This is a genomic window from Fructilactobacillus hinvesii, assembly GCF_024029435.1.
In the GTDB taxonomy this organism is placed as follows: Bacteria; Bacillota; Bacilli; order Lactobacillales; family Lactobacillaceae; genus Fructilactobacillus; species Fructilactobacillus hinvesii.
On record NZ_CP097118.1, the window covers coordinates 211741 to 231680 of the forward strand.

19 protein-coding genes are annotated in these 19940 nt (G+C 45.5%); 11 read left to right on the top strand and 8 right to left on the bottom strand.

Features of this window, described 5'->3' with window-relative positions:
- Nucleotides 1-148: 148 nt before the first annotated feature.
- From M3M39_RS01010 to M3M39_RS01040, 7 genes are all read left to right on the top strand, one after another.
- Nucleotides 149-1522: an aspartate kinase gene (locus M3M39_RS01010; RefSeq protein ID WP_252797387.1), complete on the top strand. Its 1374-nt coding sequence runs from the start codon at nt 149-151 to the stop codon at nt 1520-1522.
- Nucleotides 1523-1540: 18 nt separating this feature from the next.
- On the top strand, nt 1541-2521 hold the full coding sequence (gene dapF / locus M3M39_RS01015; RefSeq protein ID WP_252797388.1) for a diaminopimelate epimerase: 981 nt from the start codon (nt 1541-1543) through the stop codon (nt 2519-2521).
- 112 nt (nt 2522-2633) lie between these two features.
- The gene (locus M3M39_RS01020) at nt 2634-3227 is read left to right on the top strand and encodes an NADPH-dependent FMN reductase (RefSeq protein ID WP_252797389.1); all 594 of its coding nucleotides are present in this window, start codon (nt 2634-2636) and stop codon (nt 3225-3227) included.
- Between the two features lie 101 nt (nt 3228-3328).
- Nucleotides 3329-3655 carry a PadR family transcriptional regulator gene (locus M3M39_RS01025; RefSeq protein WP_252797923.1) on the top strand — a complete coding sequence of 109 codons (327 nt, stop codon included), beginning with the start codon at nt 3329-3331 and terminating at the stop codon, nt 3653-3655.
- Nucleotides 3655-4257 (top strand): DUF1700 domain-containing protein, encoded by a 603-nt coding sequence (locus M3M39_RS01030; RefSeq protein ID WP_252797390.1) that lies wholly within the window; start codon nt 3655-3657, stop codon nt 4255-4257. Before M3M39_RS01025 ends, M3M39_RS01030 begins: the two co-directional genes overlap by 1 nt.
- Entirely contained in the window at nt 4250-4447 is a 198-nt protein-coding gene (locus tag M3M39_RS01035) for a hypothetical protein (protein ID WP_252797391.1), read from the top strand. The genes M3M39_RS01030 and M3M39_RS01035 overlap by 8 nt, the downstream gene beginning before the upstream one ends.
- 167 nt (nt 4448-4614) lie before the next feature.
- Nucleotides 4615-5571 carry a DUF4097 family beta strand repeat-containing protein gene (locus M3M39_RS01040; protein ID WP_252797392.1) on the top strand — a complete coding sequence of 319 codons (957 nt, stop codon included), beginning with the start codon at nt 4615-4617 and terminating at the stop codon, nt 5569-5571.
- 96 nt (nt 5572-5667) lie between these two features.
- On the opposite strand, the gene M3M39_RS01045 is transcribed toward M3M39_RS01040, so the two are convergent.
- The 3 genes from M3M39_RS01045 to M3M39_RS01055 form a co-directional block, all read right to left on the bottom strand.
- Complete coding sequence (locus M3M39_RS01045; RefSeq protein WP_252797393.1) at nt 5668-6546, bottom strand: ketose-bisphosphate aldolase; 879 nt, start codon at nt 6544-6546, stop codon at nt 5668-5670.
- 15 nt (nt 6547-6561) lie between these two features.
- Nucleotides 6562-7164, bottom strand: a complete 603-nt coding sequence (locus tag M3M39_RS01050; protein WP_252797394.1) for a 5' nucleotidase, NT5C type — start codon at nt 7162-7164, stop codon at nt 6562-6564.
- A 198-nt stretch (nt 7165-7362) separates the two neighbouring features.
- A complete protein-coding gene (locus M3M39_RS01055) occupies nt 7363-8808 on the bottom strand; it encodes a catalase (RefSeq protein WP_252797395.1) in 1446 nt (481 codons plus the stop codon).
- 146 nt (nt 8809-8954) lie between these two features.
- Here M3M39_RS01055 and M3M39_RS01060 point away from each other — a divergent pair, with 146 nt between their 5' ends.
- Nucleotides 8955-9554: an NADPH-dependent FMN reductase gene (locus tag M3M39_RS01060; RefSeq protein ID WP_252797396.1), complete on the top strand. Its 600-nt coding sequence runs from the start codon at nt 8955-8957 to the stop codon at nt 9552-9554.
- Between the two features lie 65 nt (nt 9555-9619).
- On the opposite strand, the gene M3M39_RS01065 is transcribed toward M3M39_RS01060, so the two are convergent.
- The 3 genes from M3M39_RS01065 to M3M39_RS01075 all read right to left on the bottom strand — a co-directional run bounded on the left by M3M39_RS01065 (nt 9620) and on the right by M3M39_RS01075 (nt 12207).
- Nucleotides 9620-10765 carry a TcaA second domain-containing protein gene (locus M3M39_RS01065; RefSeq protein ID WP_252797397.1) on the bottom strand — a complete coding sequence of 382 codons (1146 nt, stop codon included), beginning with the start codon at nt 10763-10765 and terminating at the stop codon, nt 9620-9622.
- A gap of 5 nt (nt 10766-10770) precedes the next feature.
- A complete protein-coding gene (locus M3M39_RS01070; RefSeq protein ID WP_252797398.1) occupies nt 10771-11505 on the bottom strand; it encodes a zinc ribbon domain-containing protein in 735 nt (244 codons plus the stop codon).
- A gap of 111 nt (nt 11506-11616) precedes the next feature.
- Nucleotides 11617-12207: a cadmium resistance transporter gene (locus M3M39_RS01075; RefSeq protein WP_252797399.1), complete on the bottom strand. Its 591-nt coding sequence runs from the start codon at nt 12205-12207 to the stop codon at nt 11617-11619.
- Nucleotides 12208-12437: 230 nt separating this feature from the next.
- Here M3M39_RS01075 and M3M39_RS01080 point away from each other — a divergent pair, with 230 nt between their 5' ends.
- Genes M3M39_RS01080 through M3M39_RS01090 form a run of 3 tightly spaced genes read left to right on the top strand, consistent with a single transcriptional unit; the run spans nt 12438 to nt 15841 of the window.
- Nucleotides 12438-13670, top strand: coding sequence for an MFS transporter (locus tag M3M39_RS01080; RefSeq protein ID WP_252797400.1), 1233 nt, complete (start codon nt 12438-12440; stop codon nt 13668-13670).
- On the top strand, nt 13654-15228 hold the full coding sequence (locus M3M39_RS01085; RefSeq protein WP_252797401.1) for a bifunctional metallophosphatase/5'-nucleotidase: 1575 nt from the start codon (nt 13654-13656) through the stop codon (nt 15226-15228). Before M3M39_RS01080 ends, M3M39_RS01085 begins: the two co-directional genes overlap by 17 nt.
- Nucleotides 15229-15241: 13 nt before the next feature.
- Complete coding sequence (locus tag M3M39_RS01090; RefSeq protein WP_252797402.1) at nt 15242-15841, top strand: hypothetical protein; 600 nt, start codon at nt 15242-15244, stop codon at nt 15839-15841.
- A 127-nt stretch (nt 15842-15968) separates the two neighbouring features.
- Here the strand turns inward: M3M39_RS01090 and M3M39_RS01095 are convergent, their stop codons facing one another.
- Entirely contained in the window at nt 15969-16589 is a 621-nt protein-coding gene (locus M3M39_RS01095; RefSeq protein ID WP_252797403.1) for a hypothetical protein, read from the bottom strand.
- Between the two features lie 166 nt (nt 16590-16755).
- Nucleotides 16756-19929 carry a carbamoyl-phosphate synthase large subunit gene (gene carB, locus M3M39_RS01100; RefSeq protein WP_252797404.1) on the bottom strand — a complete coding sequence of 1058 codons (3174 nt, stop codon included), beginning with the start codon at nt 19927-19929 and terminating at the stop codon, nt 16756-16758.
- Between the last annotated feature and the right edge of the window lie 11 nt (nt 19930-19940).

Genomic DNA, 19940 nt, shown 5'->3' on the forward strand with positions numbered 1-19940 from the left:
TCAACCAATTGCCGTGGTTATCAACTAATTTTCTTTATTTCTATATAGAGTTTGCCAAACGGGTTCAGATTTGCGCATAATGAAGTTGCGTAATTAAACAAATGATGATAGTTTCACTATTAATCAAACCAACGAGGTCAGACAATTTATGAAAGTAGTTAAATTTGGGGGCAGTTCGCTTGCAGATGCCACCCAGTTCGAAAAAATCATCAAGATTATTAAACAGGATCCAGAGCGGCGGGCCATTGTCGTTTCCGCTCCAGGGACCCGCTTTAAAGGTGATATCAAGGTCACAGACCTTCTAATTCAGTACGCTTACGCCACCAGAGATCACAATGCGGTCGCTGACTTACAAACAGAAATCATTGCTCGGTATCAAAACATTGCCGAGCATTTTAACGTGCCGGATGCCGTCATGGAGCACATCAGCACGCTGATCAAGGACTTAGCAAAGCAGTCCTATCACGATTTTGCCCACCAACTGGCCACCTTTAAGGCTCACGGTGAATACTTAAACGCTTATCTTTTGAGTCAAATTCTTACGAAAATGGGACTCTCAACCACCTTTATGGACCCCCACCAGGTTGGCTTCGATTTGGCTGGTCCCGTTAACGATGCCCACGTCACCCAAGCTACTTATGATCACCTGGCTCATTACCGGGACTGTAAGGACTACCTAGTTTTTCCGGGCTTCTTTGGAATTAACGAGGCCGATGGAACGATTGCCACCTTCTCACGGGGCGGTTCAGACATCACTGGTTCCATCGTCGCCAAGGGACTCAACGCTGAGGTCTACGAAAACTTTACGGACGTTAATGCCATTTACTCGGTAGACCCGCACATTGTTTCCAAACCCAAGAGCATTCAAACAATGACTTATCGGGAAATGCGGGAACTTTCCTATGCTGGTTTTTCGGTCTTTCACGATGAGGCCCTCTTACCCGCCATCGAGGCGCAGATTCCAATTAACGTTAAAAACACTAACCACCCCGAACTGCCGGGCACGTTGATCGTTCCCGAAAAGGGATTTCAACCGAAAGGCTTCATCACCGGAGTGGCTAGTTCCAAGGGCTTTTCGGCCCTCTACTTGCACCGTTACCTCCTCAACAAGGAAGTCGGCTTTACTCTGAAACTGCTCCAAATTTTGTATAAATATGGCATTTCTTACGAACACATGCCATCTGGGATTGATGATCTGACCATCATTTTTGATAACCAGCAACTAACCCCGCAAAAGGTCAAGGCGATGTGTCAAGACATTCGCAACGAGCTCCATCCAGACCAGTTGGAATGGATTGACCACTATGCCATCATCATGATTGTGGGGGAAGGAATGCAACTTAGTCCCAATACGATTGAAAAGATCATTCGTCCTTTAGCAGACCATGACATCAACATCCACATGATTAACCAAGGGGCCTCTAAAATCTCAATCATGCTTGGAACTGACGAAGCTGATGCAGAAAAATCGGTCCGGTTAATTTATCAGCACTTCTTTGATAACAATCGGATTTTTAATTAATAACAGGAGATCTTAATTATGCCAACTTTACGTAAAGTGCACGGCTCTGAAAACCGTTTTTTCATTCTGGATCGCACCCAGTTTGATCCGCAACCCAGCTTAGACCAAATCTCACAATTAGCCGTTCAACTGAAACAGAGTGACGACGAACGGTTTAACGATATCGATGGAATCCTCGTGGTCGACCAGTCTACCCATCCTGACTGTGCTGGTAAAATGACGGTGGTCAACGCTGACGGAAGCATTGCTTCAATGTGTGGAAACGGGCTAAGAACGGTGGCTCGCTACCTCGCCGAACAAACCGGCCAAACCAAGTTTTTGGTGGAAACGCAGGATGCTGATTTACACGTAGAACAAGCCGCAACGCTCGCTCCAGCAGTTCCCGCCTTTGGAGTCGAAATTGCACCGGTCCGGTTTCACGCGGCTGATTTTCCATTCGCTGAGCTGGGCGGTGACACGGTTCTCAACCGTCCACTCCCACAGCTCGCTCCCGATCTTGATTTTACGGCGATTGCAGTACCAAACCCCCATTTGATCAGTTTCATGGATCACACCACCTTAACCGGGGAATTACAGGCCAAATTAGGACCCTACCTGAACGGGGAAAACCCCTACTTTCCTGATGGGGTGAACCTTAACTTCGCCGAAATCTTGGGCCCTGATCAACTTTTCGTCAAGACCTATGAACGCGGGGTCGGATTTACCAACGCCTGTGGAACCGGAATGACAGCCACCAGCCTGGCCTACGTCTTAAATCATGACCAAGGTGACTTTGACCACGTCGTGACCGTTTACAATCCCGGTGGAATGGTAAAAGTTCACGTCGCCCGGACCGGGCAGGACTACTCGTTGCGTTTAATTGCCAACGCCACGACTTTGGGGAATTGGACCATTCACGACACAGACCTCTTAGAAGGTCATTTTGACCAGGGCAACTATCAAGCCACCACGGAAGAGGCTGCTTACCAAGCGTGGGTCAAATCGTTACAAACTAAATAATCAATAACTCGTCTTTTTGCTAAAGGCGAGTTTTTTGCTGGAGTCGTTTCATTTTACTTACTAAAAATAAGTAGTTATAATAGGTTTACTAAAACTAAAGGAGATTAATATTATGACTACTGTAAACGTAATTTTAGGAAGTGTCCGCGAACCGTCCATGGGGAAACGTCTCTTTCAATACCTCAAACGCAACCAAGCTGAATTGGAACAAGCTGCAAACGTCAACCTGAAATTTCTCAAGGTAAGTGACTATCAGCTAGCACCATACACAGAGGCATTACCACCAATGGGAACCCCGGACTATCCAAATGGCTTAAAAGAAAACGCCCAACGCTGGGTTAAAGACGTTGCCGCGGGAGACGGAATCCTCCTGTTAACCCCCGAATACGACTACTCCGTTCCGGGTGCCTTAAAGAATGCCTTTGACTACTTAGGAACGGGGGTCAGTGATACGCCAATTCAAACAATTAGCTATTCAATGGGGTCGTTTGGAGGAATTCTCGCTTCCATGGCTTGGTTACCCGTTTTCCAAGTTCTCAGCTTAGTTAGTGTTCCGCGCAACCTGAACCTCCGTTTCATTCAAAACATCTTTACAGAAGATGGGGAACTAAACCCCGACTTAGAGGCGAGCGAACGGCAATATTACGCCGAAAAAATTACGGCAACCGTTAAAAATATCGCTCACTACGCTACTAAACTTAAATAAAATTCCACTCAAAGACCATGAAAAAATCATGGTCTTTTTTTGTGCTTGCCTTTTATATTATACGATGTATAATATTACTGAAAGTAAAGGAGCTGATGACCATCGCCATTCAAATTAGTTCAGAAGTGTTGGAAGGAATCGTGCTGGCCCTCCTCGCTCAGGAGGATTACTACGGTTACGCCCTGACGCAAGGAGTGAAAAAATTCATCCCGATTTCAAACTCTACGCTCTACCCAATTTTACGCCGGCTTAAAAAGGAAGAATGGGTAACGACGTATGATCAGCCGTTTGACGGCCGTAACCGCCGTTACTACCAAATTACTGCTGCTGGTCTCACCCAACTCGAAAAAGTTAAACGCGATTGGAACCACCATAAAAAAATTGTCGATCAGGTCTTTAATAATCAAATGCCAAGGGAGGATGAATAATGCCAACGGACCAAGAACAATACATTACAGAACTTAAATACTACTTAAAAACCATGCCCACTAAGGAACGTGATGACGCCATTTCGTACTACACGGAGTATCTCAAGGATGGCGACTTAGAGGACTATAAAGACATCGTGGAAAATCTGGGAACCCCCCGGCAGTTAGCCCGTCAAATCACTGCCAACTACACAATTACTGAAGACGAAAAACAACCGAAAAAGGGTAGCGTAAACCATAACGTGAAGTTGATTGTGACGATTCTAGCAGCCATCGCGTCCCCGGTATTGCTAGGAATTGCCGGCTTTATCCTATTAATGCTGTTTATCTTCGTCTTTACCGTCGGAGCCCTGCTCTTTGCAGCCCTCTTTGTGGCAGGATTATTCATCTGGTTGGGAATTACAACAATCTTCAGTAAGGGTGTGGTTGCCTTGAGTATCCTAGGAGCAGGATTGTTAATCCTAGGCGTCTTACTCATGATCCCGCCCATTGTCTACTTCGTGGTCCGCTTTATCATTCAAATTGGTGCTGACTGGACCAAGAAGATTTATCGTTACTCGCAGGCAAAACTAAGTCCGAGAAAGGATGATTCTCATGGTTAAATTTATGAAACGAACCCTCATGGCTGGGATCATTTTAGCCGTTACCGGTTTAATTCTAGGGGTCATCGGCTTTTATGCCGGTGGCAAGGTCCACGGTTTTGAAAAAGCCTACTCCCACCATAGCAAGCACATTGAACTCAACGTCGGTAATGATTCCGACGATGATGATGATTTTGACGATGATTTCTAAAGGAGTTTTACTAAATGAAAGTCGCAATTATCGGGATTCCCGTTTGCCTTAGCCTGTTATTAGCCCTCGGAATTGTTAGTCTGGTGTTAATGCTCGCATTCGGCTAAAAATAGAATGAAAAAGACTCAAATTAAAATTTAAAGCAAACAGAAGAAAGGTTATTTAACATGAACAAAAAATTCATTGGATTAAACATACTTGGACTGGCATTGGCAATCGTTCCCACCGTGCTGTTACCCAAATCATCACAGGCAGCAACAAGCACCCAAACCATCAAAAATACCGCTCAACTGAATACCTTAAAAATAAACGTTCCCGCCGTGCTGACCGTGAAGTCTGGTAATGAATTTACCGTTCAATCAAACTTTTCAAGCCAACAAAAACCCCACGTAGACAAAAAAGGAAATCAGATTGAGGTAACCGTGAAAGACCAAAAACTCTGGGATGAAGTCAACCACAGTCACCATGGCAAACTCAAGCACAAGGTCGTCATTACCCTGCCACAGGTTGCCAATCCGCAGACCGTCAAAATTAATTCCGGTACCTTAAACTTCAAAACTCCCACCACCGTTCAGAACTTCCAGGCTACCAGTAACATATGGGACATAACGCTAACCCAGGCTAACTTCAAGCAAACCACCCTAAAAAGCGATGGTGGAGATGTAAATAGTAATAACAGTCACATCGGGAAGACCACTATCAACTCTGCCAGTGGAGATGTTCATTTGAAAAACACCAAGACCCAGGCGGCCCAAATTGAATCAGAGGGTGGAGACGTTTTGTTGAAAAACGTCAATTCTGCTCAACCGGTTAAAATCAACAGTGGCTCAGGAGACATCTTGCTAGAAAATAACACCTTCACCAAGACCGACCTTAAATCAGATGGTGGTGATATTAAAATCCGTGATCTGATTGCCAAGGATCTCACTTTTAACAGTGGTTCAGGGGATGTAATGATGGTAAACCAAAAAATCGCCAACTATGACCGCCTGAAGATTGACAGTGAAAGTGGCGACGTCCAAATTAAAAATGCTAAGATTAACTCCAGTAAAATTAACACTGATGACGGTGATTTAAAGCTCAAGAACGTTAAAATCAAGCATAAGGATAATCAAGAGGATTAATTGTGCTCCCTAAATTTTTTTAGTGATTAACCTTTAAAAATACAAAAATAGCTGGACTCTGAATTAAATTTAGAGTCCAGCTATTTTTATTTCTAATTAAGCTTTGTTTTCTGAACCAAAGACCCGAATCCGGTCTAAGCACATATCAACCAGTTTATCGGTCCCAGCGGTCAAAAGAATCCGGGGATCATAGTTCTTGCCCTTTAAGTCTTCATCACTCAGGATGTAATCCCGCAATCCTTGGTGGAAGGCCAGTTGTCCTTCGGTGTTGACGTTTACTTTGGCAATCCCTAATTGAATGGCCTTGCGAATTTGGTCATCCGGAATTCCGGAACCACCGTGTAACACAAGTGGAATCCGCTTGCCAAGTGCCGCAAAGATTGCATCGTCAATCTTTTGCAAGTGCTCAAAGTTTAAGCCCTTCCAGTCCTTCGGATATTTACCGTGGATGTTTCCAATTCCCACGGCCAACATGTCAACTCCGGCTTTGGCCATTGCAACTGCTGAATCAACTGGGGCAATTTCACCATCAGCGATCACACCGTCTTCTTCGCCTCCGATGGTTCCTACTTCCGTTTCTAAACTAACGGATTGCGCGGTTGTTAAGTCCCGTAAGGTAGCGGTTTTGGCTAAGTTATCGTCTAAGGACAGGCTGGAGCCATCAAACATAACAGAAGTGTAGCTAATTCCCAACGTTTTTAAAGCATCAAAGTAGGTTCCGTGATCCAAGTGAATTGAAATTGGAACGGTAATGTGTAAAGCGTTGTACATGTCAACAATCAAATCATAAGCTAACCGAAAACTGCCCATGTACTTAGCAGCACCACTTGTAACCTGTAAAATCAACGGAGATTGGGCCTTTTCTCCAGCCAGTAAGATGGCTTTGGCCCATTCCAAGTTATTCACGTTAAATGCTGGAACCGCATAGTGTTCTGCCCGTGCTTTTTGTAACATTGCTGTACTGTTTGTAATCATTAGTTTTCTCCTTTGCTATTCCCAATTGGCTGCTTCAAAGTTTTGTAAATCACCATGAACTAAGTAGGGATTCTGACCCGCATTAGCAGCGGCAATCGCTGCCGGCAAATCTTTCCCTTGTTCCTGTTCAGTGGCAATCGCCAGTAAGAAACTGGTTAACTCATCCTTCCACTGCAACCGTTCGTCCGCACCGTATTGAATCCAGGCACTTGGAACCGCCGGATCCACCCAGGCACTGGCCCCGTGGTAAGGGCGATCGTCAACGAGTAAGCCTCCGTTTTGATGAACAAGTCCCTTGTCATGGGTAATAATTACCCGTTTATAGAAGGGATTATCGGCTCCCGTGCCAAAGTACTGTTGTAACCAGGCCAGCTTATCCTGCCAGGCGCTGGGATTATCCCAAGGGGCCGTCGAAAGCACATACATTTCGTAGTGCTTAGCCAACTCAGGGACGCTTGCTAAAATCCCGGGAATCGGCGCTAAGTCGCGAAAAATTCCGGTGAGCTGATCTGGCTTGGGTTTGGTAAACGGTAACTTGGCAAGTTCGTTCAGAACCGGCAGGGTGTTCACCATCACGTTATCCATGTCTAAAAATAATTTTGGTTTAGTGCTTGTCATCCTTGGACCTCACTTTGACCGGGCCTCTGATTGATTTAGATGACCCTCCACTACTGATGATAAAAGAAGCGGGTGTAAATGCAACCGAAATGCCCTTGAATTAGTTTTCCTTCCCTTATTTTACCATCAATTCCGTTCATTTCGCGAGTAGACCAAAAAAGAGCGTCATCAAGTTCTGATGACACTCTTAAAGGTCCGTTAATCTTTGATTTCTGCTAAATCAAGCCCAAGGGCTTCTGCAACCCGGGTTCCGTATTCTGGGTCAGCCTTGTAAAACTGCTTGGTTTCTAAGACTTGAATTTCGTGATTGTCAAAGGAACCTAACCCATTTTTAATCGTTTCAATTAAACGATCCTTTTCAGCGGGACTCATCAAGCGGTACAAAGCGCCCGCCTGTGAGTAATAATCCTGGTCGTACGGCCGATAAGCGCCCGTTGCTCCTGATAGTTGTTCTGGTGTAATCGAAGCGTGCGGATCTTCCACCGGCCCGTTCTTACTGTTTGGTTCGTAGTTGACGTCACTACCTTGATTATCAGCCATGAAGCCATCTCGTTCGTAGTTGTGGACCTCGTTAACCGGCCGGTTAATCTTTAATTGTTCATAGTTAGCTCCTAAGCGGTACCGTTCGGCATCCTTGTAAGCAAAGAGCCGCCCTTGCAGTAACTTGTCTGGTGAAGCTTCGATTCCAGGAACCAAGTTGGCTGGTGAAAAGGCTAATTCTTCCACATCATCAAAGTAGTTCGTAGGATTTTCGTTTAACGTGAATTCTCCCACTTCTTGTAATGGATAGTCATGGTGCGAAACGACTTTAGTCACGTCAAAGATGTCAGCTGGATAGTCGATTCCTTCCTGGTAAGGCAGGATTTGCACGTAGACCTTCCAAGATGGGTAATCCTTTTGTTCAATGGCATCATAAAGATCATGCATCAAGTAGTCCGTATCCTCAGAAGCAGCCTTTGCGGCCGTTTCATCGGTCATGTTTTGAACTCCTTGCTGGCTAATAAAGTGGTATTTAACCCAGTAAACTTCTCCGTCCTTATTAACCCACTTATAAGTGTGACTACCATACCCGTTCATGGTCCGGTAACTTGCCGGGTTGCCCCGGTCTCCCATCAGATATGTTACCTGGTGGACTGATTCAGGAGAATGCGACCAGAAGTCCCACTGCATTTCGTTGCTACGCAAGTGGGTTTTAGGATCTCGTTTTTGAGAATGAATGAAATCTGGAAACTTCAACGGGTCGTTGACAAAGAAAATCGGGGTATTGTTCCCCACAATGTCGTAGTTCCCGTCCTGGGTGTAGAACTTAATTGCAAAGCCCCGCACGTCCCGAATCGTGTCTGGATAACCGGATTCACCGGCTACTTGGGAGAACCGAATTGCTAACGGGGTTTCTTTTCCTTCCCCATTGAACAAATCAGCCTTGGTGTACTTACTCATGTCGTGAGTCAGTTTAAAAACGCCCTTGGCCCCAGCACCCTTAGCATGGACCACTCGTTCCGGAATTCGTTCCCGGTTAAAGTGAGCCAACTTTTCCAAAAGTTGGTAATCCTGCATTAAAACGGGTCCCCGAACGCCCGCTGTTTGTGAGTGTTCGTTATTGGCCCACGGTTGACCGGCTTCGGTCGTTAATTTATCTGCCATAATATGAATCTCCTTTGAAACTAAAATATGTATGTAATGTGGATTAAATACCATCCAACCATTAGTACATACTAAAACTGTGCCATTGTCAATTTAAAAGCCTTATAATAAAGTTGGTTTATGTGGACGCAAAAAAGGAGAAAATCATGACCACCATCGACATTATTCTCGGGAGCTCCCGCACCAACGCGGAGGGTCGCAAACTATTTCAATATCTCCAAAAACATGCTTCAGACTGGATTGACCCCACCAAAGTCATCCTTCACTTCATGGACATTGCTGCTTACCAGTTACCCCTATTTGATGAGGACGAAGCCCCGATGGACAACCCTCACCGACAACTAACGGAAAATGAGCAACGCTGGATTGCTGATTTACAACAGGCAGACGGCTACGTGCTGTTAACGCCTGAATACAATCATTCTCTCCCGGCTGCTTTAAAAAACGGTCTCGACTACGTCGCTTACGAAATGCAGGGTAAGCCGGTCCGAATCTTAACGTATGCACCTAGTGCGCGAGGCGGCCAGTTTGCTTTCCTAGCGTTGTTACCTACGTTAAATCAACTAGGTTGCTTCGTGTTGCCCAAGCCAACCATCATTGGCCGGATTACGCAGAATTTCACCCGCAACGGTGAGATGCCGGCTGACGCTCCGGCAATAGCTCGCTATCCGGATCGCTTGCAACGGATGGTGCGAGAGATTGCGTTTTATGGACAGTTGTTTGTGAAAAATCCGTTTGAAGGATAAAATTCAACCCCAATTAAAATAGACCCGCTCCGAGTAAAATGGGAACGGGTCTGTTTAGTTTAATTCTAGTTACCAGCAATCAGCTTGCTTGGTACAAATTCATCTTTAATCAAATAATTTTTAAAATACCGACTAGATTGATCTGGGAGCACATCAAAAAAGTATCTCATCGTTTGCGTTTTGCTAGTGCCATCTTTTTGTTGAAGTCGATATTGAACATCAAAGACGACCTTAGTCAAATTATCTTTACCGGGTTTAGTAGAAAGGACATTAATTTTATCTGCTGAAAATGACGCAATGTTAGGATCATTACTCCAAGAATCATCCATTCGCACAATTTCCTTATAAACTGGATTCTGTTCTTCGCCAACAAAACCAGAGCTACTGTCCTTAATCGTTCCGGTCCCGACCGCTACAAACGTGAGGTGTAGGGCATCTCGTGCGTCGGTCTTTGAAGCAACTTTACTCTCAAGCTCAACCGGCAGGTAATTATCTTCTCCGCTAAGCCAATCAAGGTTTTTCTCTGCATTACTTTCTTTCCCATCAACTATTCCGGTAACATTCAGCACGTGATTTCCTGGTGTTAAAGGTCCAATGCGGTCTCTGGTCCGCTTGGTGCTTTCCGAAGTCTGCACCGGAGACAATTTTTCTTTTTGTCCATCGACTAGGACCTGTAATTTTTCCCCATTGCTGGTAAGTTGCCCGTAGACGGGGGTAATCTCCAGTTGATACCGGGGGAAAACCAAGAAAGCTCTTCCGGTTTGTTGCAACCTAAAACTCCCTAATATCTTTTGACCGTTATTTTTTGGTAGTTCTTTTTGAAAGATTGTAAATTGCTGATGATTGGCTTTAAAATGCTTAATTAATCCAGTTAAATTTAGGGGAGTAATTTTATAACTAGGGTCAGAGGTGGTGGATTCCTGATCTAATTGTTCCCGATTATCATTGGCAATGCTTTGCACAATTCGATTCGCCGTAGCTGACTTGGAATAGTAGTGGCTTCCAAACGCATATCCACAAACTAAAAGCACAATTACAATCGCTAAAATTGTGTAGCTAAGTCTCTTACTGGGTCTCTTTTTTGTTTGAGAAATTTCCTGATGCTGTTGTGGTACAGTCTCACCTAATTGCTGACCGCAATTGGGGCAAAAAAGCATGGCTGAAGTTACTGGATGTCCGCAATTCGAACAAAATTGTTGGTCTTTTGGCATTTTAATTATCCTTGTATAAATTGAGCTAAATTAGTTAGGTTAGAAATGATATGCCCCACAACGGCTCGAATGGTAAATAATCCGATGATTAATACCAATACATATACCAGAATCAGAATGTAAAATGAATCTAAACTTCCCTGATTATCAGCTGTTAAAATAACATCCGCCAGGGCAAAGGTACTCACAACGCAAGCAATGCTAAACGTAGCCAGACCGATGTACATAACGTTTAAGGGACAGATAAACGTTAGGATAATGCTGAGCAGGAATAAACAACTGCCTACGTTTAAAAACCGACCATACTGAATAGTGTAAGCACCCAATTTAACCCGATGATTCATCATCACGTTAATGGCTGCCCACCCTAAGAGCCAATCGGAAATTAAGATTACCAACACGAAAATGGAAATCCCAATTATAAATTGACCGATGAGGGGACTCATAGTTGCAGTCGTACCAAAAGCACTTTTAAAGTTTTCAAAGACATACGTTATTTTTTTTCCAAATGATGCAACGGTAAGACTGGCCATCACGAGATAGATTAGTAAAGAAACGTAACCAAATTTTGGCTGCGTGGGTAATTTCATTGCTATTGGGTGTAACAAGGCCTGTTTAAAAAAACCGACAAAGGCTTCTGCTTCAGAAACAGAAGCATTTTTAAGGGGTAATTTAGTGCCACATTTAATGCAAAACTTGTTACCAGATTGATTTTTAAAATGACAGTGGGGACATTCCATGTGAACTACTCCTTTACTTCCCAAAATGACTAATGAACGGATTATAACATCATCGACCTACCTTTTAAAAGCAGTGCCCCGGTAATTAGTTTTGCTGAAGCACTATCTGTTTTATTTCCAAAAATGTTGAATCGTTCCACTTCCAATCAGCACCGAAAGCCCCAGGTAAATGTAAATAATTCCCGACAGAAACCGACCATAACGATTCAAGATGGCTTCCAAGTGCCGATCCTTACTGATGACCAACGCAATGAAGAAAAACAGAATCGCCATTAAAATCATCACCACGTAGATGGTGATTAAGTGACTTACCGATTGGTGGACAAACAACGGAATGTAAACCGCAATGTTATCGGCACCACAGGCAGTCACGGTGATGACAGCCGTATGCAGTGCCGACTTCCACTTAGAATCATGATCAGACTCGTTCATCTGGTTTCCTGAACTCGGAAAGAAGAGCGCCTGCAGTCCAAAGTACAACGGAAATAACCCCAACAGTCCAATTATCCAAGTTTGTGTAATGGCTCCCACCAGCATCGCTAGCAGCATTGGGATCAAAATTAACACGTTGGTTCCCATGATATCGCCAGCAAGGACCGGACCATCCTCGTGGTTTGCGTGAATCAAAAGTACTAACACCAGAATATAGTCCATGTTAGTCGAAACGTAGTAAGCAATCGCGTTTAAAATCGTAGCAAGCATTAGCTAACCCCTTTAATTGTTTTAAATTTAATTATACCCGTTTTTTCTGTTCCATTTGCGCAATTTCCTAAAAGTGCTATCCTTAGAAAAAAGACATGGGCTTTAAGTTGGTTCAGAGAAACCACAAGCACGGTTATTTAACTGAAGACGAATTCCATAACCAAGGTGATTTTGTGTGCTCTGAACCCTCAGACCCTGCCAAAATCACTTTTTTATTTGGAGGAAGTTTTATGCACTTTAAGCAATTTACGAAGTACCAGAAACGGGTCTCTTTATCCACGGGAATTGGATTCGTCTTAGAACGAATGGATGCCGCCTTTATTGGCTTAGCACTGGCATCCATCATTGCCACCCTACATATTACCAAGGCCGAAGGGGGATTAATTCCATCCATTACCGCCATTGGATCCCTCTTTGGTGGCATTGGCTTTGGCATTCTGGCCGATAAATTTGGCCGGGTTAAAACGTTAAGTTGGTCGATTTTCATCTATGCCCTCGGAACCGCCGGCATGGGATTAACTAACTCCTTCTTCATGCTGTGCTTGTTTCGGATCATCATCGGAATTGGAACCAGTGGTGAATATGGAATCGCCCTGACCATGCTCAGTGAAGCCTTTGAAAAGAAGTACATGGGTCGGATTTCCTCCGCAGCTGGAGTGGCCGGGCAACTTGGAGCAGTCCTGGCTTCGTTGCTTGCCGCCTTCATCATTCCAAACTACGGTTGGCACTTACTCTTCTTCATTGGAATTTTACCCGTCATCTTAGCGTGGTTCATTCGCTTCCATCTGCCAGAAAGTGATGCTTTCAACCACAATCAAGCATTAGCCAAAAAGAGTGAAAAGATTCACCTCGGTGACGTCTGGTCCCTCTTTTCGACCCCCACGGAAGCCTTGCTCTCCCTTCGAATTATCATCATGTTCTTAATTCACATTGCCGGTTACACGACCGTCATGAATTGGTTACCCACGATTGCCCAGGAACGAATGCACGTTAACGTGGCTAGTTCATCGTTATGGATGGTCTTTACCATTATCGGGATGGCCGCCGGCATTGGAGTCTTTGGCTACATGCAAGACCGTTTTGGCAGTCGGCTGGCCTTTGGAATCTACCTCTTAGGCTCCGCTGCTTCCGTTTACCTCCTGATTATGGCGCAAACTAAAGTCGAATTTGTGGCCGCCGGAACCATCGTTGGTTTTCTGACCGACGGGATGTATAGTGGTTATGGAGCCGTGGTTAGCAGCCTCTACCCCAGCAAAAATCGTGCCAAAGCCAACAACACCATCATGTCGATTGCCAAGACAATTGGGACGTTTACACCGGTATTAATCGGCTTCATCATGGACGTTTCTACCATCACGATGGTCGTGATCTTCATGAGCTGTTGCTACGTAGTCAGTTTCATTGTCATGATGTCAATCAAACAACTAAAGAAGGGTCATCCACGTTATGCCAAAAACAATTAAACTTCTTTCCACCAGTGACGTGCATGGGTACGTCTACCCCACGAACTACAGCACCAAGGATAACTATACAGGCATCGGCCTCTTAAAAGCCGGAACCATCATCAAGCAAGCCCGAAAACAAGCGCAACCAGACGAAATCGTGTTGGCCGTTGAAAATGGGGACCTGATTCAGGGATCCCCGCTCACTAGTTACCTAGCCGAGCAACCAAACACGCCCAAAGACTATCTAACCGACATCACTAGTCAGATTGGTTATGATGCCGGAGTGCTCGGGAACCACGAATTTAACTACGGGTTAGACTACATTCGCGCTGCGGAAGCCAAGCGCAACTATCCGATTATAAGTGCCAATATTACCGGTGCTGAATCCGAACACATCGCAGATGCCCCCTACCAAATAATTGAAAAACAAGGCGTTAAAATTGCCGTGCTGGGACTCACTACGGCTTTTGTGCCTAACTGGGAAATGGCTAAAAACATTCAAGGACTAACCTTTAACTCCATTTTAAAGACCGCGCAAGAGTTAGTGCCTAAACTCCGCAAACAGGCGGACGTCGTTATCGTGGCCTACCACGGTGGGTTAGAAGCTGATCCAGAAACTGGAGCACCAACCGAAAAATTAACGGTCGAAAACGAAGGCTACCGGCTCCTCACGACCGTCCCCGGCATTGATGCGTTGATTACGGGACACCAACACCGAGAATTAGCCGGCACAATTAACCACGTTCCGTTCACCCAACCAGGGGTACGTGGGAGCAACGTGGGACAGATTACTCTGATCCTGGATGATGATAATCACGTGGTTAACGGCATCAGTGAACTATTGTCCACCAAAGACGTTACCATTGATCAATCATTACTCCCCGATTCCCAACTCGAAAATCAGGTGCAGGCGTGGTTGGAAGAACCGGTTGGTCACGTTACCGGAGCAGATCTGCAGGTTCACGATCACCTGCAAGCACGGTTCCACGGTCATCCGTACCTAGATTTAATTAATCAAGTCCAAATGAAAGCCCTGGGTACTGACATCTCCGGGACGGCCCTCTTCAATGACGAAATTACCGGCCTCAGCCCAACCGTTTCCATGCGGGAAATCATCAGTAACTATTCCTACCCGAACACCGCCTTTTCCGAACGAATTACCGGCAAAGAACTGCGGGAAGCTTTGGAACAAAACGCCAAATTCTTTACCGTAAAAGACGGTCAGATTGTGATTAGCGCTGAATTTGTCAAACCCAAGTTACAACTGTACAACTATGACGTTTACAGTGGGATTGACTACGAGTTCGACATCTCCCAACCCGTGGGCTATCGGGTCACCAAGCTGACGTATCACGATCAACCGGTCACCGATGACCAGGAATTAACGGTGGCCATGAACAATTACCGGGCCATCGGGGGTGGAGACTACCAGATGTTTTCCATTGATAAGGTGGTGAACCAAACCAGTGAAACCATTCCAAACTTGATGATTAAATATCTCCAAGAGCATGATCCTTACCACGCGACGGAACCGAATAATTTCCGGGTCCGGGCGAGCGAATTAGAAAAGAACTAAGGAGAACTTTTACATGAAAAAAGGCTTAATAACCGTGGGAGCTTGCCTAACGTTAGCACTTACATTGGCCGCCTGTGGCTCACAATCCTCTGAGTCAAAGTCTGACCAAAACACCAAGAGTAGCAAGCAAGAGAAGCAGAAAAAAGCTGAAAATAAAAAGTACAAGCAAGCAAAGAACGCTCAGCAAAAAGGACAAAAAGACCAACCTACTGACAAAAGTAAGAATGATACCAGCGCTGAGCAAAATCAGTCGGAGCAACCAACAGCAGGTAACAACCAAACGAACGAGCAAAATGACTCCACTGCTGGTCAACAATCAACGAAGCAAACCCAATCTAATGACTCAGCTAGTCAAGCGAACGTCTATTATGAGGGCAGTAAGGAAACTAATTTGCCCACCACAAACGGGGTTGATAATGTAACTAGATACTGGCCCTCTACCATCACCATCAACGGAACGAAGCAACCGGTTATTGCTAGTTACACTCGGATGGGCTATTTCCAAATCTATACGAAACAGCCAACTGATCAAGATTACAGCTTTACTTATGATGGAATGGATTATATGAAATACATTGGAGCTAGTGATTTAGACTCCATTCGAAATAACTAAGCAACTTAAAAAGGACTGCAACGTAGCTGTTGCAGTCCTTTTTGCTAACTAAATATCTTGGGCATTCACAATTCGCTTAATTACGTGAAATTCTATATCAAGCCCATTTGTCTGCAGATTGTTGTCCTTATTGCTTCAATTGCGTTTGGGTTTTGGAAACTAAGCGATCAGCGCTAAAAACAAAGGTTTGGGCTTTCCCGTTTTTATCAGCCAGGTAACTAATCGTTTTGCTGGTCGCAGCTCCCAGCGTGGAAATTGATTCTGCGTCTGGTTCTCGCCCGATGCGCTGGATCACTTCGTCATACGAAGCTCCAGAATTAATTTCAGCATAGGTGGCTTGGCTCACTGGTTGGGGCTTCTTGCTAGCTAAGTTTAAATAACCCTTCCCGTCCACCTTTCCATCAACAAACGTAACGGTAATTGCTCCAGCTTTAAAATTTCGATCTAGCTTACTCCACGTCCAAACAACTGCTTTTTGTCCGTTCACGTCTGTTTCAGAGGTAGCATCTGCTTTCCCCAGTGCTTTTTTAACAGTGGCCTGGTCTTGCCCCATCGCAATCTGGTTGTATTGAGCACGCGTAATTCCAGTGGCGCTTTCATGCATTTTTGGGGTTCTTGCTGGCATCCCAACAGTTTGTGGGGTTCCTTCCTGGTGGTAATTGGCCATAATTCCGATAAATACTAAAAAGACGATGAGCCAGAACCACCACCGTCGGTAAAAGGGATGCTGTGTCCTCGTCTGTGCCATAAAAATTCCTCCCGCCATTAACAAACAATTGATAGTTTAATTATACCTAACTTTACGGCGTCATAATTATGCCGGTTGCCATTCACGCTCAACTAAAATTAGGCACCTAGCCCAATATGCTAGGTGCCTAATTAATGATTGTCTTTTTGTTTCACATGAAACATGATTACAGACTCTGAGTCGTAAACGATTGATCTTCCAGCATTTGTAAGATAGCCGAAACGGTATCCAACGAAGTGAACAACGGTACTCCATCCGCAATGGCGGCACTTCGAATCATGGCTCCATCCCGTTCGCTTCCCTGCGTGTTCGAAACCGTATTTACTACCATCTGGATTTGTTTATCCAAGAGCATTTCTAGCAGGTCATGGTCTTCTCCAACTTTTCCCACTTCTTGAACCGGAATCTGGTGTTCCGCAAATGATTTTGCAGTTCCAGGCGTTGCCAGGATTTGGTAACCAAGGTCCGCAAACCGTTTTGCCAGTTGCGCCGTTTCTTCCTTGTCGTCATCCTTGACGGTCAATAACACCCGACCGTGATTGGGAACGTGGAGTTTGGCAGCTTCAAAGGCTTTGTAGAGCGCCTTTGGAAAGGTTCGGTCAGAGCCCATTACCTCTCCGGTTGACTTCATTTCGGGTCCAAGCAACGTATCTACGTCGTTAAGCTTCGAAAAGGAGAAGACCGGGGCCTTAACGTGCACCAGCTGTCCTTCAGGAGCCAATCCAGACTGATACCCTTGGCTTGCTAAACTCTCGCCGAGAATAGCTCTGGTGGCCACCTGGGCCATCGGAATTCCCGTTACCTTGCTCAAGAACGGAACCGTCCGACTGGCCCGGGGGTTCACTTCAATTACATAGGCCTGGTCGTTGTGAACCACAAACTGGATGTTCATGAGTCCAACACAGTTTAACTCCAGCGCTAACTGTTCTGTGTACTGAACAATTTGATTTTTAACATGCGCCGATAGGGTTTGCGACGGATAAACGGCCATTGAATCCCCAGAGTGAACCCCAGCCCGTTCAATGTGTTCCATGATGCCTGGAATTAGTACCGTTTCCCCATCACTGATGGCATCCACTTCACATTCTTTTCCAGTTAAGTATTGGTCAATTAATACGGGATGGTCATGTGACACTCGAACCGCATTCTTCATGTAATTTTCGAGGTCTTCACGGCGACGAACAATTTCCATGGCTCGTCCACCCAGCACGTAGCTCGGCCGCACTAACACGGGATACCCGATTTGATCAGCAATTTGGAGGGCTGCTTCTGGATCAGTAGCAGTGCCCCCCACGGGTTGTGGAATCCCAAGCTTTTTAATGACTTGATCAAATTCATCCCGATCTTCGGCTCGGTTAACATCGGAGACACTCGTTCCCAAGACCTTAACCCCGTGTTCTGCCAGCGGTTCTGCGAGATTAATGGCCGTTTGGCCTCCGAATTGAACCACCACTCCAAGGGGTTGTTCCAAGTCAATCACGTTTAGCACTTCTTCCACCGTCAGCGGTTCAAAGTACAACTTGTCAGAAATGGAAGCATCCGTCGAAACGGTCTCCGGATTGTTATTCATAATAATGGCTTCATAGCCCGCCTTCTTGATGGCTTCAACGGAATGCACCGTGGCATAGTCAAATTCAACCCCCTGACCAATCCGAATGGGACCAGAACCAAGCACGAGTACGGATGGCTTAGCACTAACCTGGCTTTCATTTTCCCATTCATAGGTACTGTAAAAGTACGGGGTTTGCGATTCAAACTCACCGGCACAGGTATCGACCATCTTGTAAACCGGAACCAAGCCGTTTTCTAAGCGTTGAGCACGAATCGAATCCGCATCACTCTTCCACAGCTTAGCAATCGTTTCGTCGGAAAAACCGTAACGTTTAGCCATCTTTAACGTCGCCACGTCGCCAGAATGTGCAGCCAGTTCCTGACTAATTTCAAAGATGTGCAGTAATTTATCTAGGAAGAAGATGTGAATCTTCGTTAAGTCAGCCAGTTGCTCAATCGTGTAACCCCGGCGGAATGCTTCGTAAAGGTAGAAAAGGCGATCGTCATGGGCGTTCACTAACCCTTCCTCTAATTCTACCTGGCTTAACTGTTCTAACTCTGGATTAGCTAAATCCTTTTGATCAATGTCTAAGGAGCGCACGGCCTTCAAAATCGAACCCTCCACCGTCCGGTCAATTGCCATCACTTCTCCAGTGGCTTTCATCTGGGTCCCAAGGTGGCGATCAGCCTGGGTGAACTTATCAAACGGCCAACGAGGAATCTTGCAAACCACGTAGTCTAAGGCTGGTTCAAACTCGGCATAGGTGGTCCCCGTAACTGGGTTCATGATTTCGTCGAGATTCAATCCAACCGCAATCTTAGCGGCGATTCGGGCGATTGGGTAACCAGTTGCTTTGGAGGCCAAGGCACTGGACCGGCTCACCCGGGGATTCACTTCAATCACGTAGTAGTGCATGCTATTGGGATCCAAAGCCAACTGAACGTTACAACCCCCTTCAATTTTTAGGGCGCGAATGATTCGTAAAGCGGCATCCCGTAGCATTTGCACTTCATCATCAGACAGAGTTTGGGTCGGGGCAAAAACAATTGAGTCTCCCGTATGAATCCCCACGGGGTCAAAGTTTTCCATGTTGCAGACCACCATCGCATTATCGGCATGGTCCCGCATCACTTCAAATTCAATTTCCTTGTAACCGGCGATGCTTTGTTCAATCAAAACCTGGGTAACCGGGGAGAGATCTAGTCCGTTAGCAGCAATTTCTTGAAGTTGCTCCTCATTGTGGGCAATTCCACCCCCAGTTCCCCCCATCGTAAAGGCGGGACGAACAATTACCGGATAACCGTGTTGGTCAGCAAAGGCTAAGGCTTGTTCCGTGGTCGTGGCAATTGTTGATTCTGGAACGGGTTCTCCTAATTGCTGCATTAAATCACGAAATTGTTCCCGGTCTTCGGCTTCGTTAATCGCCGCTAAATCCGTTCCCAACAGTTGAACTTGGAGTTCATCCAGAATGCCAGCATCAGAGAGTTCCTTGGCCATGTTTAACCCTTGTTGCCCCCCTAAGGTTGGTAAAATGGCGTCAGGTCGTTCCTTCCGCAGCACCCGAGCCACAAATTCGAGGGTTAATGGTTCAATGTAAACTTCATCAGCAACTTCCCGGTCAGTCATGATGGTTGCCGGGTTGGAGTTCACCAGCACCACTTCATAGCCAAGTTCTTTTAAAGCTAAACAAGCCTGCGTCCCGGAGTAGTCAAATTCAGCGGCCTGTCCAATGATAATTGGGCCAGAGCCAATTACCATGATTTTTTTTACGTCAGTTCTTTGTGGCATGTTGTTCAACC